This window comes from Amycolatopsis jiangsuensis, from assembly GCF_014204865.1.
Lineage (GTDB): Bacteria > Actinomycetota > Actinomycetes > Mycobacteriales > Pseudonocardiaceae > Amycolatopsis > Amycolatopsis jiangsuensis.
In genome coordinates, this window is the sequence record NZ_JACHMG010000001.1 from 392,042 (window position 1) to 407,160 (window position 15,119).

The 15,119-nt window shown below is 70.9% G+C and carries 10 protein-coding genes; 6 read left to right on the top strand and 4 right to left on the bottom strand.

The features are described 5' to 3' along the window. The first annotated feature begins 8 nt into the window (after positions 1 to 8). Genes BJY18_RS01675 through BJY18_RS01690 form a run of 4 tightly spaced genes read left to right on the top strand, consistent with a single transcriptional unit; the run spans position 9 to position 5,582 of the window. Entirely contained in the window at positions 9 to 1,631 is a 1,623-nt protein-coding gene (locus tag BJY18_RS01675; protein ID WP_184777048.1) for an FAD-dependent oxidoreductase, read from the top strand. Positions 1,632 to 1,659: 28 nt separating this feature from the next. Next, positions 1,660 to 3,798, top strand: coding sequence for a hydantoinase/oxoprolinase family protein (locus BJY18_RS01680; protein WP_184777049.1), 2,139 nt, complete (start codon positions 1,660 to 1,662; stop codon positions 3,796 to 3,798). Next, positions 3,795 to 4,307: a hypothetical protein gene (locus BJY18_RS01685; RefSeq protein WP_184777052.1), complete on the top strand. Its 513-nt coding sequence runs from the start codon at positions 3,795 to 3,797 to the stop codon at positions 4,305 to 4,307. Before BJY18_RS01680 ends, BJY18_RS01685 begins: the two co-directional genes overlap by 4 nt. A gap of 3 nt (positions 4,308 to 4,310) precedes the next feature. Beyond that, positions 4,311 to 5,582, top strand: a complete 1,272-nt coding sequence (locus tag BJY18_RS01690) for a TRAP transporter large permease (protein ID WP_184777053.1) — start codon at positions 4,311 to 4,313, stop codon at positions 5,580 to 5,582. Here the strand turns inward: BJY18_RS01690 and BJY18_RS01695 are convergent. Then, a complete protein-coding gene (locus BJY18_RS01695; protein ID WP_184777055.1) occupies positions 5,560 to 6,708 on the bottom strand; it encodes a glycoside hydrolase family 88/105 protein in 1,149 nt (382 codons plus the stop codon). The genes BJY18_RS01690 and BJY18_RS01695 overlap by 23 nt on opposite strands. A 291-nt stretch (positions 6,709 to 6,999) precedes the next feature. Between BJY18_RS01695 and BJY18_RS01700 the strand changes: the two genes are divergently transcribed. Together BJY18_RS01700 and BJY18_RS01705 are read left to right on the top strand one after the other, a co-directional pair. Then, positions 7,000 to 8,922, top strand: a complete 1,923-nt coding sequence (locus BJY18_RS01700; protein WP_184777057.1) for a hypothetical protein — start codon at positions 7,000 to 7,002, stop codon at positions 8,920 to 8,922. A gap of 33 nt (positions 8,923 to 8,955) precedes the next feature. Next, positions 8,956 to 12,075, top strand: coding sequence for a discoidin domain-containing protein (locus tag BJY18_RS01705; protein WP_184777058.1), 3,120 nt, complete (start codon positions 8,956 to 8,958; stop codon positions 12,073 to 12,075). 13 nt (positions 12,076 to 12,088) lie between these two features. Here the strand turns inward: BJY18_RS01705 and BJY18_RS01710 are convergent, their stop codons facing one another. From BJY18_RS01710 to BJY18_RS01720, 3 genes are read right to left on the bottom strand one after another with little or no spacing between them, the layout of a single operon-like run. Then, positions 12,089 to 13,105 carry an NAD-dependent epimerase/dehydratase family protein gene (locus tag BJY18_RS01710; protein ID WP_184777061.1) on the bottom strand — a complete coding sequence of 339 codons (1,017 nt, stop codon included), beginning with the start codon at positions 13,103 to 13,105 and terminating at the stop codon, positions 12,089 to 12,091. Between the two features lie 5 nt (positions 13,106 to 13,110). Beyond that, a complete protein-coding gene (locus BJY18_RS01715; protein ID WP_184777063.1) occupies positions 13,111 to 13,578 on the bottom strand; it encodes a MerR family transcriptional regulator in 468 nt (155 codons plus the stop codon). Between the two features lie 48 nt (positions 13,579 to 13,626). Further along, positions 13,627 to 15,114, bottom strand: coding sequence for a flavin-containing monooxygenase (locus BJY18_RS01720; RefSeq protein ID WP_312873701.1), 1,488 nt, complete (start codon positions 15,112 to 15,114; stop codon positions 13,627 to 13,629). Between the last annotated feature and the right edge of the window lie 5 nt (positions 15,115 to 15,119).

The following is a 15,119-nucleotide window of genomic DNA, read 5'->3' on the forward strand; positions in this document are numbered from 1 at the left end:
GACCGACCATGCCCGAACTCGGCACCGAGATCCTCGTCGCGGGCGGCGGGACCGGCGGCGTCGCCGCCGCGCTGGCCGCCGCCTCGGCGGGACATCACGTCGTGCTGACCGAAGAGACCGACTGGCTCGGCGGCCAGTTCACCGCGCAGGCGGTGCCACCGGACGAGAACCCGTGGATCGAACGGTTCGGCGCGACGGCGAGCTACCGCCGCTTCCGCGCCGGCGTGCGCGACTACTACCGGCAGCACTACCCGCTGCGCGCGGAGGCGGCCGCGCTGCCCGAGCTCAATCCGGGTGCGGGCCGGGTCAGCAAGCTGTGTCACGAGCCCCGGGTCGCACTCGCCGTGCTGGAGGCGATGCTGGCGCCGCACGTCGCGGCCGGCCGCGTCACCGTCCTCCTGCGACACCGTCCGGTTTCGGCGGACATCACGGGGGACCAGGTCGACGCAGTCACGCTGGAGGGCCCCGGCGGCGACCGGATCACCGTGCGTGCGCGGTATTTCCTCGACGCGACCGAGGACGGCGACCTGCTGCCGCTCACCGGGACCGAGTTCGCGATCGGCGCCGAAGCCCAGTCCGAACACGGCGAACCGCACGCCCCCGAGCGGGCGGATTCCGGGAACCTGCAGGGAATCACCTACTGCTTCGCGCTTTCCCACCACGCGGGGGAGGACCACACGATCGACCGGCCGTCGATGTACGGGTTCTGGCGGGACTACACGCCGGAGTTCTGGCCCGGCCCGCTGCTCGGATTCCTGGCGCCGGACCCGCGGTCGCTGGAACCGGTCCCACGGACTTTCGAGCCGAACCCGGACCACGATCCGCTCGCGGTCAGCGCGGACCAGAGCGCCGACGCCGGGGACAAGGAGCTGTGGGGTTTCCGCCGGATCCTCGCCCGCAAGCTGCACCGGTCCGGTGCCTTCGATTCCGACCTCACGCTCGTCAACTGGCCACTCAACGACTACTGGCTGCGCCCGGCGGTCGAGATCGACGGCGTGAGCACTGCCGACGACGTTGCGCTGGCGCACCGAGAAGCCAAACAGCTGTCGCTGTCGGTGCTGTACTGGCTGCAGACCGAGGCGCCGCGGCTCGACGGCGGGACCGGCTTCCCCGGCCTGAAACTGCGACCGGACGTGGTCGGCACCGCCGACGGGCTGGCCAAGTCCGCCTACGTCCGCGAAGCCCGGCGGATCCGGGCGGTCACCACGATCGTCGAGCAGGACGTGTCGCTGGAGCTGCTCGGGCCGTCCGGCCGCAAACGCCGCGAGGACTCCGTGGGCGTCGGCAGCTACCGGATCGACCTGCACCCCTCGACCGCGGGCGACAGCTATGTCGACGTGCCGAGCGTGCCGTTCGAGCTGCCGCTCGGCGCGCTGGTGCCGCGGCGGATGCGGAACCTGCTGCCGGCCGGGAAGAACCTCGGTACCACGCACATCACCAACGGCTGCCACCGGCTGCATCCGGTGGAGTGGAACGTGGGCGAGGTCGCCGGGCACCTGGCCGGGTTCGCGCTTCGCGAAGGGACCGAACCGCAGGCGGTGCGCGAAGATCCGGCACGGTTCACCGATTTCGCGCGGGTCCTCGACCGCGCCGGCGTCGAACGGCGCTGGCCCGAGGTCCGCGGCTACTGACTCGTTCTCACACCAGGAGGTGCGGACAATGGGGTTCCGCCGGAGTCCGGTGCGCATCGGCATCGACGTCGGGGGCACGTTCACCGACGCGGTCGCGGTCGACGCGCAGTCGTTCGAACTGCTCGGGCAGGCGAAGGTGCCGACCAGCCACGACCACGAGGACGGGGTGGCGCACGGCATTCTCGAAGCACTGGAGAAACTGCAGGCCGAGGCCGGGATCGGTGCGCAGGACGTGTCGTTTCTCGCGCACGGCACCACGCAGGCGACCAACGCACTGCTGGAAGGGGACGTGGCGACGGTCGGTCTCGCCGGGGTGGGGACCGGCTTCGACGCGTTCGCGACCCGGCGGCTGGCCTCGCTCGGGAAGATGGAGCTGGCTCCGGGGCGGAAGCTGCCGGTGCGGTTCGCGTCGGTGCGTGCGCCCGCCGAGGCCGCATCGGCGGTGGAAACCCTGGTCCGGCAGGGGGCCGGCGTGGTCGTCGCGGTCGAACCGTTCAGTGTGGACGATCCCGAAGGGGAGCTGGCCGTGGTTTCCGCCGCCAGGTCGCGCAGTGTGCTGGCCACGGCCACTCACGAGATCACCAGCCTGTACGGGCTGACCAAGCGGACCCGCACAGCGGTGCTGAACGCCGGCATCATGCCGCGTATGGTCTCGACCGCCGATCTGGTCGAGGCCAGCGTCCGGCGCGCGGGGATCACCGCGCCGCTGATGGTGGTGCGCGGTGACGGCGGTGTCATGTCGCTGCCGGAGATGCGCCACCGTCCACTGTTGACCGCGTTGTCCGGACCGGCCGCCGGCGTGGCGGGCGCCTTGATGGGCGAGAAGCTCAGCGAGGGGCTTTTTCTCGAAACGGGCGGTACCTCCACGGACATCAGCGTGGTCCGCCGCGGCCGGGTCCAGGTGCGCCACGCGCAGCTCGGCGGGCACGAGACCTACCTTCCTGCGCTGGACGTCCGCACTGTCGGTATCGGTGGTGGCTCACTGGTGCGCTTCTCCGGCAGCGAGGTGACGGCGGTCGGACCGCGGAGCGCGCACATCGCGGGGCTGCCTTATGCGTGTTTCGCTCCGGCGTCCGCGTTGGCCGGGGCGAAGCTGGTCACAGTCTCGCCGCAACCGGATGATCCGGCCGACTACGTGGCATTGGACACTGTGGACGGTCGTCGATACGCGCTCACCCTGACCTGCGCCGCCAACGCGCTCGGCGTCGTTCCTGCCGGGGCGTACGCCCGTGCGGAAACCGAGTCCGCGCGGCTGGCGCTGGAACCGCTGGCCTCGGCACTGGGCACGTCGGTCGCCGACGCCGCGCGGACGGTGCTGGGCCGGGCGGTGAAGCCGGTCGGTGAGGTCGTCGACGAACTGGTCCGCGAATACCGGCTCGATCATCCCGCGCTGGTCGGTGGCGGGGGTGGGGCGGCTTCGGTGACTCCGTTCCTGGGCAAGGAATCCGGGTACGAATGGCGGATCGCGGCGCATGCCGAGGTGATCAGCCCGCTCGGTGCGGCGCTGGCGCTGGTGCGGGAGTCGGTGGAGCGAATCGTGCCGAGCCCGTCGGACGCGGACGTCCTCGCGGTCCGCACCGAGGCCGAGACGGCGGTGGTCGGCCAAGGTGCCGACCCGGCCGGAGTCGAGGTGGAAGTCACCGTCGACCCGCAGCGCAACCTGATCCGCGCGGTGGCGACCGGAGCCACGGAACTGCGCACGAAGGACCGGTCATCCACTGTGGACGACGAGGGAATCCGCGCCGCGGTGGCGCGGAGTATCGGCGTCGCTCAGTCCGAGGTGCGTGAGCTCGCCTCGACCGAGCATCACCGGGTTTTCGCCGCGCGCGGCACCCGGCCGGGTCTGTTCGGGTGGTTCACCAAACCGGTCGAGCAGGTGCGGGTGGTCGACGGTGAGGGTGTGGTCCGCTTGCACAGTAAGGGAACTGTGGTGGAGCGCGTCGACGCCGGTTCGGCTCAAGCGCGCGTCGCCGATCTCGTCGACCGGTACACCCGGTACGGCGACGGTGGATCGCGTGCCCCCGCCGTGTGGTTGCTGGTCGGGCCGAAGATCGCGGACCTGTCCGGGGTGCTCGATCGCGACCAGCTGATCGCGCTGGCCGGAGCGGAACTGAAGACGCGGGCGAACGCCGAACCGGTGGTCGTGCTCCTGGAGGACCGGAAATGACCGATGTGGACCTCGCCGTCCGGCTGCTGCGCACGACACCCACCCACGAGAACCGGCCCGAATCCCAGCTCCGCGAGTGGGCGGGGAAGGCGCTGGCCTACGGCGACGAGCTGGCCGGCATCGAGGACGACGGGGAAATCCGGGTCGTGGACCGCGAGGGTGGTGCCGGGTCCCGGGAGCTGCTGCTCGCCGAGCATCACCGGGGGACCGTCACCGTCTACTCCGATTCCCTGCGCCGGGTGGAAGAACTGGCCCGTGCGAAGGGCTGGCCGGTGACCCGGGAGGCGCTGCGGACCGCCGCCGTCGCGCACGAGCTGGCGCACCATCTGCTCGACGTGCGCGAGCTCAACCGCCGGCTCGGCCACACCGCGCTGCGGTTCGGCCCGGTGCGTGTCCGGGGGCACGTGGCCGGTGCCGAAGAGATCGCCGCGCATCGATTCGCCCACCGCCGCAGCGGCCTCGCCGTGAGCCCGCTGCTGATCACCACCGCGCTCGCGGGAGGAAACTGAGCAATGGGTATCGCGATTCTGGTCCTGATGGCGGTGGGCGTGGTGCTCATGCTCACCCGGGTGCTGCCGACGGCGTTCGCGCTGGTGTTCCTCGCGATCGGCATCGCCCTGCTGGCCGGGGCGCCGCTCGACGGCACCGACGACAGCATCCTGACCGGCGTGCTGCAGACCGGTTCCGCGGCGCTGGCCTCCACCATGCTCGCCGTGCTGCTCGGCTCCTGGCTGGGCACGCTGATGGACGAGACCGGCATCGCCGGCACACTGGTGCGCAAGATCGTCGAGTTCGGCGGGGAGCGTCCGTCCATTGTGGCCCTCGGCGTGTTCGCGGTGTCGATCCTGTGCGGCAGCATCACCGGCTCGGCACCGGCGGCGATGCTCGCCGGGGTGGTCGGCATCCCGGCGATGATCGCGGTCGGCGTCCGCCCGGTCGCCGCAGGCGGCACCGTGCTGATGGGCATCTCCGCCGGCTCGCCGCTGGAACTGCCGGTGTGGCAGTTCCTCTCCGACGCGCTCGGCGCGCCGGTCGCGGACGTCAAGGCGATCATGATCAAGCTCTTCCCGATGGCGCTGGTGGTCGGTATCGCCTACGTGCTCGTCCGGACACGACGCGGTGCGCGGCACGCCTGGGCGGTGAAGCTGGAGCGCCCCAAGGCACGCGTGCGCCGCGGCGACGCGCCGTGGTATGCGCTGATCACCCCGCTGGTGCCGATCGTGCTGGCGCTGGGCCTCGCGGTGCCGATCGTGCCGTCCCTGCTGGCCGGTGTGGTCTACGCGCTGGTGACCACGACGAAATGGGGCGAGCTCAACGGCCGCGCGCTGCGGTCGCTGTACAAGGCGTTCCAGGTGGCGGCACCGCCGATCGCGCTGTTCGTGGCGATCGGGATGCTGCTGGCCGCGGTGAAGCTGCCCGGGGCGAAGAACGCGCTGACGCCGATCGTGTCGGCGATCAGCCCGTCCGGCGGGCTGTGGTTCGTCGTGGTCTTCGTGGTGCTCGTCCCGCTGTGCTTGTTCCGCGGTCCGCTCAACGTGTTCGGCCTCGGCGCCGGGGTGGCCGGCGTACTGGTGACCGGCGGGATCTACCCGCTGCCCGCCGTGGTCGGGCTGATGGCCTCGTACAACCAGGTCTTCAGCGTGTCCGACCCGACGAGCACCCAGACGGTGTGGGCGGCCCAGTACGCCGGCGTACGCCCGGAGCGGGCGATGGTCTCCACCCTGCCCTACACCTGGGTGGTCGCCCTGGGCGGCATGGTGCTCACCGCGGTGTCGTACCTGTGACCTGTTCGCTGAGGTAGAGGAAGGCGCCGATGCCGTGGAAATCGTTGGTGGCGCGGGGACGGGCGAGGTAGAACGGCGCGTCGCCGACGTTGGTGCCGACGCCGATCGTGGTGATCCGCGTGCTGCCGTCGTCGGCGACCGACACGCGGTCGCGTACGCCGGCGTAGCCGTCGTCGACCATCGGCTGGTAGTCCGAGCCGACGTAACCGCGCTGGATCGCCCGCGAGACGGTGTAGGTGAACAGGCTCGAACACGAGGTCTCGGTCCAGTTGCCTTCCAGGTCCGGGCGGGTCGGCAGCTGGAACCACCGCCCGGTCGCCGGGTCCTGCCACTTCCGGTAGCCGGCGGAAAGAGAGCGGACGATGTCGATCAGCTTTCCGCGGTCCGGCGAGGTCTGCGGCAGCGCGTCGAGTACGTCCACAGTGGCCGCGCCGAACCAGCCGACCGCGCGACACCAGACCTCCGGCGAGTTCCCGGTCTTCGGGTCGGCCCACTTCTGCGCACGCTTTTCGTCGTAGGCATGGTAGAGCAGGCCATTCGGGTTCCGCAGGTGTCCGAAGTAGATGTTCAGCTGCTTCGCCGCCTCGGTAGCGGACGCGGGGTCGCCGGTCGCCGACGCGTAGCTCGCCAGGAAGGGCGTGAGCATGAAGACGCCGTCGGCCCACAGCTGGCCGGTGAGCGAGGTGTTGTGGATGAAGCCGCCGTCGGTGGTCTTCGGGTAGCTCTCGAGGCGGTCGTGGATCCGCTGCGCCGCCAGGTGGTAGCGCTCGTCTCCGGTTTCCTTCCCCAGCACGAGGAAGACGTTCCCGACGAGCATGCTGTCCAGCGAGTCGTAGGCCTCGCCGGTGCTGCCGTCGGTGTGCACCTTCGCGGTGCCCCAGGCCTTGAGGTAGTCCAAATAGCGGTGCTCGCCGGTGCGCTGGTAGAGCCGGTACATGCCGAGCAGGACCAGTGCGTCGGGATAACCGAGGCCGAGTTTCTCCGCGGGATGCGCGGCCATTGTCGAATCGGCGACCGCGCGGGACAGATCGGTGCGCTCTGCCGCGAGCGCGGGCACCGCCGGGCTCATCAGCCCGAGCATGACGAGGACCGCGCACAGGATGCGCGGAACAGTCCGAATTCTCATCTTGACCAGCTCCTGTTCCGACCGAAGTGGGCGGGCGCCCGGTGGCGGCGGGGACTGGCACCCGATTTACTCCGGAATCTTCGGCGTGGTCGTGCGGAATGGTCAACCGCCCTTCGGGGAATGCTGCCGGACAGAAAACCGGACTGCCCGATTCACCTCTGCGGTGCTGCCCGTGAGGCCCGCACCGCAGGACATTTCTCCTTGGCGGAAGGGACTGATACGTATCAGCCCCTTGTCCGGCACGGTATGCGCGCCTACCGTCGGCCGCGATCGGTGACGAAGGGGTGGACAATGGTTCTGTCGAGGCGTGCGATGCTGTTCGGAACGGCCGGAATGGGTGCGGCAGCCGGGCTGAGTGCGGCCATTCCGGGTGTCGCGGCCGCGGATGTCCGGCTGTCTTCCGGGCCGTTTCCGCCGTTGCCTCCGCTGCCGGACGGCGCGCCGGTGCGTACCGAGTTCACCGCGGTGGAACAGCGGTTCGCGCCGTACCTGAAGATCCTGCCGGCAATGGTCAACGACGTCGTCGTCGACGATCCGGCCACGCAGGGGTTCCTCGGCGGTGGATGGTGGCGCACACCCTCTGTGCCGACGAACGCACGGGTGCAGGAGCACGTGTTCACCTTCAGCTGGTACCTCGCGAACGCGCGCAGCTGGAATCCGTACTCCGGTAGCGTGCCCCTGCGCAACCGGCTCGACGCGGCGGTCGCGCACTACCTGGGCCTGCAGCACCCCGACGGGTCCTGGCCCGAGTACGACGTGGCCGAGAAGTCCAAGGCGGCCACCGGGTTCGGCATCGGCTATCTCGCCAAGACCCTGGCGAACCTGCGGCAGGCGAACGCGCTGCCGGACCGCAGGGGGCAGATCGGCACCGCGCTGCACAGCGCCATGACCTGGTTCCTGGATCCGGCCAATCCGATCTGGCAGTCCCCGGTGCACTACGCGAACCAGAACTCCGCGGGCCTCTCCGGGGCGACCCTGGCCCTGCAGCTCAACCCGGACGCGGCACTGCGGTCCCGCCTCACCGACCGGATCGGCTACCTCGCCGCGCACGGGCAGAGCCCTGCCGGGTTCTTCTACGAGCCGACCGGGATGGACATCAACTACAACTTCGAAGTGCTGCTGCCGGAGATCGCGGAGATCCACGCGCTCACCGGAGACCGCACCGTGCTGGCGATGGCGCGCAAGTTCGCGGAGTGGTTCGGCTACAACGTGGTGCGCGAGCCGGACGGCACCGGCTCGCTGACCTACGTCGGCATGTCCGCCCGCACCACGGTGCCCGGTTACGACGACGTCGTCCCCGATCCGGATCGCACCAACCTCGCGTCGTTGTTCGTGCCGGAGGTGCCGGCGCTGGCGCCGTTCTTCACCTCGGCCGAGGACCGGGCGGCCACCCGCGAAGCCTGGCGGGCCGATCCGGGGCCCGTGCCGCCACTGGCCAAACAGGACACTTCACCGCGGATACTCGCGCACGCGCCCTACGGTGAGGCACTCCCCACGGCTGCGGACAAGCGGGCCGCGATCGCAGCACTGCCGTACCTGAGCAGCAAGGATTTCGCGGTGCAGCGCAGGGACACCGCGACTGATCAGACCTATGTGTACGTCCGGCGGCCCGCGCTGTACCTGGCCGCGTTCTTCGGTACGCGGCCTTCCCAGTACGTCCGCGGCTCGGGTGGACTGCTGTGGCACCCGGAGGCGGGCACGATCGTGCAGAGCCAGCAGGACGACGCTTCGTGCTGGGCGAGTGTGCTTCCCAACGGCAGCCCGGACGCGCGTGGCCTGCTCACCGCCACCTACCTCGTCGGTGACCGGGACTGGAACGGCGACCGGGTCGTCCCGGGTTCGGCGCCGGTCACCGTGGACTACGACCTGGACAGCCGGATCCACACCACGCTCACCCTCACGAAGAACGTCGTGACCCGTGCGGTCAAGGGCAGCGGTCCGCTGACCGAGCAGATCCCGCTCGTGCTCAAACCGACGGACACCGTGACCTTCGCCGACGGCTCTCCGGCCGAATTCGGGAAGACCTCGAAGGCGACCACGAGCGGGCTCGTCCTCCGGCGGGGCGCTGCCACGATCCGGATCGACTGGGGCACCTCGTTGCCGGCGGAGATGGTGGCCACCACGGTGACCATCCTGCGTGAAGGCGGCCGACGGCTGCACGTCCTGCGCGTACCACACGGCGGCGCGCTGACCACGACGATCACCCTGCCCTGAGCTTCGAGAAACGTCGTCACCGAGGTGGAGTCCATGAGTTCCGAGCCCTCGCGCCGGATAGTCCTGCAAGCCTTCGGCGCGGGCGGGCTGGCGCTCGCCGCGGCGAACCTCGTGACGCCGGCTGCGGCCGCGCAACCGGGCGCGGTACCCGGCGGTGGAAGGAAATGGGGCGGCCGGGGTCCGGACGAGGTGGCGGCCACCTATCAGCGTGTCCTGCTGCAGCACACGCGCTGGGCCGAGCAGCAGTTCGACCGGGCCGCCGGAATCTACCCGGCCCAGGACTTCACGTTCGCCGTCGTCCTCGGCAACGCCGTCCTGCTCACCCGGGACGGTTACGACGCGACGGTCGCCGGGGTCGGGCGTGACGTGCTGCACCGGCACACCGTCGACACGATCCGGCACTTCGCCGCGTCGAACCTGGTGACCGGCGGGAGTGAATGGGGCCGCAGGCTGTTCTTCGACACCACGTTCCAGTCGTACTTCCAGCTCGCCGGCCGGCTGCTGTGGGCGGACCTGGACGCGGCCACCCGGGCGAACCTGGACGAGATCGCGACCGGACAGGCGGCCTACACCACCGGACTGGGCTTCGGGAACGACCCGATGTCCGGCGACTGGACACCGCACGGGCTTGCCGGTGGGTACGTCGGGGACACGAAGCTGGAGGAGATGGGCGTCTACGCCCAAGCGCTGGCCCCGGGCATGGCCTGGGCGCCGGCGGACCCGCGCGCCGCCGGGTGGCGCGGGTGGTTCGGCACGTGGAGCCGCAACGAAATCGGCTTTCCGCCGGCGGATCTGGCCAACCCGAGGGTGGTGGACGGCGTAGCGGTTTCGGCCAACACCGCCGAGAACCTGTACGACACCTTCCTCGTCGAGAACCACGGTTCGTTCGGGCCGCACTACCAAGAGGAACTCTGGCGTACGTCAGGACGCAACGCCCTGCACTTCCTGCTCGCCGGACAGCCGCTGCCGGAAGTGCTGACCGCGCAGCCGAACGGGGAACGCCTGTGGCACACCATGCTGTTGATGGCAAGCGACGCCGGTGAGCCGCTGATGCCGATGGTGGCGGATCGCGAACATCTCTACGGACGGGATGTGCTTCCGCTCGCGTTCCGCGCACAGGTCCTCGGGGACCGTTACGCCGCACGGGCCGAGGAACAGCTGGTAGCGCGGCTCGAGCCGTATCAGGCATATCCGCCGGTCGATCGGATCACGAAGTTTTCCGGCGAGCCGAAGTACGAGCCGGAAGCACGCGCGGAGATCGCGATCAGCTATCTGCTGCACGAATGGCGCGCGAGTCACGGTGGCCCGGTGCGCCCGGTGAGCCAGAGGGAGTTCGACGCCTACGCGGTGGGCGCCCGCGATTTCGGTGCGGGGCCGGGCTTGCTCGCGCACCGGACGCCGGAGGCTTGGGCGGCGGCGGTGACGAAGCCGGGCTACACCAAGTTCGCCTGGCAACCGCACCACGACGACTGGCTGTTCGGGATCAGTGGCAGCACGCCGATGTTCCTGCCTTCGACGGCGTTGAAGGTGCTCGAACGGCACGCTGCCGTCTGGACGAAGGTCCGCGACGGTTTCGGCGCCACCGCGGCGGTGCTGAAGTTCGCTGAGGGCTACGCGGGATTCGCCACCCTGCCTTCGGGTGCCGCGGTGTACGCGTCGACGGGCCTGGCAGCCGGCGAGGGCGTCGTGACGGTCCACAACCTGGACATGCCAGGGGTTCCGGGCCTGCGCGGCGAACGCACCTACCGCACCGCCGAGGGCACCGTGACGGTGCCGGTCAGCCCGGCGCCTCCGGAGGGCGGGCGGACCGATGAAGTCAGCTTCCCGGCGGTGACTGCGCGACACGTTCGCCTGCTCGGCGTGCAACCCGATCCGACGTACGGCTATTCGCTGTGGTCCTTTGAAATCCGAGACGGCACGCAGGAAACGGACCTCGCCGCGACAGGAACTGCGTCGGCCTCTTCATTCGCGCCAGGCAAGGAAGCGAAGAACGCGATCGACGGTGACGCGTCCACGCGCTGGGCAGTGTCCACAGCAGACCGGCCACGCGTGGACAGCTGGATCGCCGTCGATTTCGGCTCTCCGAAGCGGCTGGACCGGGTCAAGGTGGTCTGGGAAGCCGCGGCTGGGCGGCGCTACCGCATCGAAACCTCGCCGGACGGGGTCACGTGGACGACCGTGACGACGTATCCGCGTCCGGTGCTCAGCACCAAGGGCGGTTGGCTCGACGTCGACGGGCGCGCCGGATTCCGGGTGACCGGCTCACCGCACCCGGTCACCGTCACCGGCGACCAGATCGTGCTTTCCGACGGCGGCACCGCGCCACTGCACGTCGAATGCCATCCGGATCCCAGTGCTTTTCCCACAGCGGCGCCACGGCCGGTGTCCGGCAACGCGGTCGTGCGCGCGTCCGTCCTGGACGGGCACTTGGTGCTGTTCAACCTGTCCGGCTCGGCCGCGAAGGCGACGGTCACGGTACCCGCGGACGGGGAAGTGGTCGCGCTTTACCGCGGCGACCAAGTGACCACAAAGGACGGTAGCGTGCTGACCGTCTCGCTGGGCGCGTCCGAAGGACGGGTCGAACCGGCGTGGTTCACCCTCCGCGCGAGCCGCGCTGGCGTGCGGGCCACCGTCACCGATGCCGCCACGCTGCGCCTCACCGCTGCGGCCGGGCCGCCGGTGCGGCTGCAGGTCCAGCCCGCGGACGAACAGGCGCGGCCGGTCGTGGTCCCGGGTGGCCGCACAGCCACCGTCACCGCTCGCGCCACCCGGCCTTACCCGTTGACGGATCTCGCCGCCGGCGCCACGACGTTCCCGACCGAGCCGCTGCCGGCGGGCATGTCCGCCCCCGCGTCCGCGGTGGACGACGACGAACGGACCTCCTGGCGCCCGGGCACCGACGGCCGAATGGTCGTCGACCTGGGTGCGGCCCAGCCGCTCGGCCAGGCCGAACTCACCTGGACCGGCGGGCGGGTCCCCAAGGTGACCGTCGAAACGAGCGTCGACGGACGCACGTACACCACCGCGCCCACCCCAGCGCGGCGGCGACGCAGCACCGTGCCGCTGCCCGGCACCGCGCGGTACGTGGCGGTGCGAGTGCACGGCACGGCGGCGGCCGGTTTGACGAGCCTGCGCGTCCAGCCGGGCGGGTGACCGCGCCCGAAGGTCACGCGGTCCGGAGCGCCAGCAGGCTGCGGGCGGTGTCGGCCACGGTCTCTTCGATCGGGCGGGACGTCCACCCGAGCAGCCTCCGCGCCTTGTCCGTCCGGATGACCGGCACGCGGCCGAGGCGAGTGGCCGCCTCCCGCATGGCCGGGTCGGTCACGGCGGCGGCCCGGACCTGCTCGTCGGTCAGCTCCTCGATGGCGCGCGGGGGCCCGCCGACGCTCTCGGCCACGATCCGGGCCAGGTCGAGGAAGCTGATCGCCGCCCGGCCCGCGGCGAGGAACCGCTCACCCGCGGCACGGGGATGCGTCATCGCCAGCAGGTGCAGGGAGGCGACGTCACGAACGTCGGCGACCCCGAAGGACAGCGGCGGCACCCGCGGCATCGCACCGTCGAGCATCGCCTGGACCAGCGCGACCGACGACGACGGCCGGCCGCCGAGGACCGGGCCGAAGATGCCGGCCGGGTTGATCACCGCCAGCTCGGGGCCGCCGGCCGCGCGCACCTGGCCCCACGCGGCTCGTTCGGCGACGACCTTCGACCGCACGTACGCGCTGTTCGGGTCGGCGAGGTCGGTCCAGTCGGCCTCGGTGTACTCCGCGCGCGGCGCGGCACTGTAGCCGACCGCGGCGAACGAGGAGGTCAGCACGACCCGCCGGACACCGGCTTCGCGGGCGGCGGCCAGCACCCGCACGGTGCCGTCCCGGGCCGGGCGGATCACCTCGTCGTCGCTCTCCGGCGAGCTGGGCGGGAACGGGGAGGCGACGTGGAGCACGTAGTCCACGCCCTCGGTCGCCTCGGCCCAGCCTTCGTCGGCGCCCAGGTCCGCGGCCACCACCTCCAGATTTCGCGAGGCGGCGCCCACCGCGGCCCGGACCTCGGCTGCCCGGCCGAGGTCGCGCACGGTGGTGCGGACGCGGTGGCCCTCGGCCAGCAGCCGCGTGACGGTGTGGCCGCCGAGGTATCCGGTGCCACCGGTGACCAGGACCAGCGCACCGCCGCGGAGTTCGTCGTTCATCGTCGTCAGCCCCTCGCGGATGGCCGGAAACGCTCGATCAGCGCGCGGATCCGCGGGACGAGCCGCTGCTCCGCGGCCTCGTCACCGTGGTCACGGGCGTCCCAGAGCCGTGCCTTGAGCCGCAGGTACTCCAAGCGCAGCCGCAACCGCTCGATCTCGGCCTCGAGCCGGTCGGCGTGCTGGTCGAACAGCTCCCGCTGCTCGGCAGCGGCCGCGGTGCCGCGGGCGAGCAGGCCGAGGTACCGCCGCAGGTCCTCGACGCGCAGTCCCGCCGAGCGCAGGCAGCCCAGCGTGTCGAGGGTGTCCATGGTCTCGGCGTCGTACCTGCGGTGCCCGCTGCTCGGGTCGCGCGGTACCGGGCCGACCAGCCCGATCTGCTCGTAGTAGCGCAACGTCGGCTCACTGAGCCCGCTGCGCCGGGACGCTTCGCGAATCGTCAGCCACGCCTGTTCGCCCGCTACTCCGGTCTGCATACCGACAGCATGCAGAACCTCAAGCACGTGAAGTCAAGCCGCCGGTGGTCACCCCGGCTCGGACACGGGTTCGGTGGCCGGCTTCCGGGTCCGGCTGAACCGCAGGGTGCCGTCGTCGATCCGGCCGTGCCGCAGCAGCAGGACGTCGTTGGCGTAGCTCATGCCCAGCTGCCACGGCCGTCGCGAACCGGCCCGCGGGAACTCGTGCACCGAGCGCTGGACGTACCCGGCCGCGAAGTCGAGCAGCGGCCGCTCCTCGACCCCCGGGCCGTCCTGCACCGGCACCACCTGGTCGTATCCGCCGTCGTCCAGGTGCCGCAGCAGCCGCACGGTGTACTCGCTGACCAGGTCGGCCTTCAGCGTCCACGACGCGTTGGTGTAGCCGATGGTGAACACGAAGTTGGGCAGGCCGCTGAGCATCAATCCCTTGTACGCCATGGTTTCCGGCAGCTGGACCGGGCGGCCGTCGACGGAGAACCGGATGCCGCCGAGCGCGAGCAGCCGCAGCCCGGTGGCGGTGACGACGAGGTCGGCGGGCAGTTCGGTGCCCGAGCGCAGCCGGATCCCGGTCCGGGTGAAGCCGACGATCTCGTCGGTCGCCACCGAAGCCCGGCCACGGCGGATCGCGGCGAACAGATCCCCGTCCGGGGACAGGCACAGCCGCTGGTCCCACGGGTTGTACCGCGGCTTGAAGTGCTTGTCGACCTCGTATCCGGGCGGCAGCAGCCGGATCGCGTTCTTGCGCAGGAACGACCGTACCATCGCCGGACGGCGCCGGCTGAGCTGGTAGACCGCGATGGTCTTGAAGACGTTCTTCCAGCGGGTGACGGTGTAGCCGAGGCGGTCGCCGAGCAGCTTCCGCAGCCGGTTGGCGAGCTTGTCCACCCCCGGCTGCGCGGCGACGTAGGTGGGGGAGCGCTGCAGCATGGTCACGTGCCGGGCCTGGTCGGTCATGGCCGGCACGAGGGTGACCGCGGTGGCGCCGCTGCCGATCACGACCACGTCCTTGCCGGCGTAGTCCAGGTCGGCCGGCCACTGCTGGGGGTGCACCACCTCGCCGCCGAACTCCTCGATCCCGGGGAACGCGGGCGTGTGCCCGCCGTCGTAGTGGTAGTAGCCCGTGCACAGGTACAGGAAGTTCGTGGTCAGCTGCGCGGTCTCGCCGGCGTGGTCCACGGTGACCGTCCACTGGGAGTCCTCTGTGGACCATGCCGCGGAGACAACCTGGTGGCCGTACCGGATGTGCCGGTCGATGCCCGCGTCGGCCGCGGTGTCGCGGATGTAGTCGAGGATCGACGGCCCGTCCGCGATGGCTTTGTCCTGAGTCCACGGCCGGAACCGGTACCCGAGGGTCTGCATGTCCGAATCGGACCGCACGCCCGGGTACCGGAACAGGTCCCAGGTGCCGCCGAGCGCGTCCCGCGCTTCGAGGATCGCGTACGTCCGGTCCGGGAACGCGGACTGGATGTGGTGCGCGGCGCCGACACCGGACAATCCGGCACCGACGATCAGCACATCGACGTGTTCGGTGGGCACGGGCG